A 2,555-nucleotide genomic window follows, 5' to 3' on the forward strand; every position below is an offset into this window, starting at 1 on the left:
GTAAAATGGTGCTAAACGCAGTGCAAAATGCTGCAAAATGCAAGACGAAAAGCATAAAAATACGCAGCAATGGTATAAATAAAACCTTTTCGAACCATTAAAAATAGGGCTAAAAAGGGCAAAATGGCCATTAAAAAGTGGAATTTTAGGGGCTAAAAGTGAGTTATTGGGGTTGAAAAAACGCGTGTCGGCAACCAAAATAGAAAGGCGAAATGGTGCAAAATGCAGGTAATCTTCTCAAAAATAGACTAATCGTGGAGTCCGAAAGCTTGTAATTTGAGGCAAATTGCTTGATTAAACACCTTTATTTTCGCTAGAAGAGGGTGGCGAATAAGACCTCTTTTGTAAAATATTCTTACACACATGAACAGTTGACTTTATGAACTTGTAAGGTTGAAAGCTTATGAGTTGGTGAGTTTGCGAACTGTTAAGTTCGTGAGTTTATAAGCTACTAAGACTATGCTTTGTTGAGTTTATAGTTTTATAAGGCTACGGCAGTTCGGAATAAGTTCATTGTCGGTTTGGGTAAAGAGAAAGCGTTGGGTTGTTGGCGTTGCAAGGGCAATTGAAACATAGATGTTGCCCAGGACGGCAATCGGCTTGTCCCGAATTGTTATAACGGTAGACTACCTGGTGCTTGCTCCATGTCGTTCACCGCGCACGATGCTTGCGGGCCGTTTTCTGGCACGCCCTCAAATAGAAAAGGCTTGGTTTGAGAAAGTTGGGACTTTGTGCAAAAGAGAGCGGGTGTGCCCATTTCGGTACACCCGCCCACTTTATTCATCTCTTTCCCAGGGAGCGAGAGATGCGCATGAAACTATGTGCCAAAGCTGAGGCCTATGGCCACGAACACCCTAGTGTAGCTCTTAAACATAGAACTTTTGGAGTGATAACGCCTAATGCCGAAACCGAAGTCGGGCTTTATTTTCGCTTTGCCCAAGTGCATATAGACGCCTGCATCGTAGTAATTATACTTCCAGTCTTGCTTGCGGCGCAGGTTGTCTCCCAATCCGATGCGCACATCGAAATTACCGAAGTCGTTTTTCAGAAACGTATAGCCCACGTTCGCGCCATACATCACGTTGGTGTAATAGTCTTTGAGCCCGTTGATCTTGAACAAGGCAACCGTACTCTCACCTCTGACATTGACGAAAAACCTATCGGTGATGTTGTAGCCCACGCTGCCTACAAATTCATAAGGCCGAAATTCGTGGTAGAACGCATTCCCTTGGAAATGGATTTCCGCCCGGACATCTTCCTTTTGCGAGAAAGCAAGAGCGGGAATCGCTAAAAGAAAGGACAACAGTAAACTTTTCATTATTTTGCTTTTGGAAGTTCTTCTAACTCGCTGCTGTTCCATAGCTTTGCACTTGCATCAGCTACTGAAATACCAACCTTTATCTTCTTTTTGGTTTGGAAACCGACGGGTGAGGCATCAACGAGCCTGTTTACTTGTTCAATGTATGTAGTATTTTCATCAGAGACATTCTGTAATCCTTCTAGAACAATTCCACAAATGTCCAGAGCCTCTTGTTTTTGTGGGTCATTTGTAAACTGTTTAAAAGCATTCATGTTATCTTGTATGGAGGCATCCGCATTGAAAGTAGAGATGATCTGTTTTAGAATCTCTCTATCTACTGATTTATTTTCAATGGCAGGATAAGCCTTTGACTCTTCTTCGACGATTTCTGCTAATTGGTCAATAGACATACCTAGTAAAGAGTCCTGATGTTCCCTTACTATTTTTTGAGAAAGTTCATTGTGTGCATAACCAATTGATCCTTTATCAAGAGCTACTTCTGCACAGTCTTTAAAGTCAGAGTTTGTGCTAATTTCTTTCTCCGCTTTGGTGACTGTCCAAGCAAGAGTAGAAACGGAAATCGCAACCGCCCCTCCCCCTGTAACGAATCCTGCAGCATCTGCAGCACCAAAGATCAACCATCTTAGCCACTTTTTGAGACCTCGGGTATTACTTTTTGCATACTCAGCATTAACTGCATACAAATCGCTCTTGAGTTCTGTTAGGGCTTGTACCTCTTTTGTTGATAACTTGTTCGTTTCCTCAACATCACTGGACGAACACCCAATTACAGATAGGCATAGGGTTAAACACAACCCGTAAATAGTGATTTTTTTTCATAACAGATTGAATTTTAGTTAAAAGACAATTAAATAACTTGTGTCAGTTTCTTACAAAAGAACGATACAAATATACGATTTATAATGATTAGTTATCATTTTTGTGGTAAACAATTATATTTTGTTAACCCAGTAAAAAATGTCGCTATATTAATTTTAACAGGCTTAAACACTTTGAGATTGATTGTCGAAGGAAAAAGGAAGATTGCAAGCCGTTTTTGACCTATCCATATCGCCCCCATAGACGAGGGATATAAGCGAATGAGAAACCGCAAAGGGCAAATGTCCAAGAGCGAAATCATGACCATCCTGCTGTGCTACCATTTTGGCTCATTCCGCAACTTCAAGCACTATTATCTCTTTTTCATCAAGGAACATCTGGCGTAACTATTCAGCGGTATTGACCAATCTGTATT

General features: G+C 41.0%; 2 protein-coding genes and 1 pseudogene. 1 reads left to right on the plus strand and 2 read right to left on the minus strand.

The genetic code is table 11. From position 1 onward, the window contains the following. Positions 1 to 817 precede the first annotated feature (817 nt). Together HMPREF2955_RS07195 and HMPREF2955_RS07200 are read right to left on the minus strand one after the other, a co-directional pair. Positions 818 to 1,318: a hypothetical protein gene (locus tag HMPREF2955_RS07195; protein ID WP_246830089.1), complete on the minus strand. Its 501-nt coding sequence runs from the start codon at positions 1,316 to 1,318 to the stop codon at positions 818 to 820. After that, positions 1,318 to 2,004: a hypothetical protein gene (locus tag HMPREF2955_RS07200; protein WP_139145501.1), complete on the minus strand. Its 687-nt coding sequence runs from the start codon at positions 2,002 to 2,004 to the stop codon at positions 1,318 to 1,320. The genes HMPREF2955_RS07195 and HMPREF2955_RS07200 overlap by 1 nt, the downstream gene beginning before the upstream one ends. A 360-nt stretch (positions 2,005 to 2,364) precedes the next feature. On the opposite strand from HMPREF2955_RS07200, the pseudogene HMPREF2955_RS15100 reads away from it, so the two are divergent. Next, a pseudogene (locus HMPREF2955_RS15100) lies at positions 2,365 to 2,523 on the plus strand (IS982 family transposase); the annotation flags it as partial. Between the last annotated feature and the right edge of the window lie 32 nt (positions 2,524 to 2,555).

It is taken from the genome of Prevotella sp. HMSC073D09 (genome assembly GCF_001814145.1).
Lineage (GTDB): Bacteria > Bacteroidota > Bacteroidia > Bacteroidales > Bacteroidaceae > Prevotella > Prevotella conceptionensis.

What these genes read in the sequence shown, in the direction of transcription:
- HMPREF2955_RS07195 (WP_246830089.1), bottom strand. Translation starts at nt 1,318, where the DNA reads ATGAAAAGTTTACTGTTGTCCTTTCTTTTAGCGATTCCCGCTCTTGCT.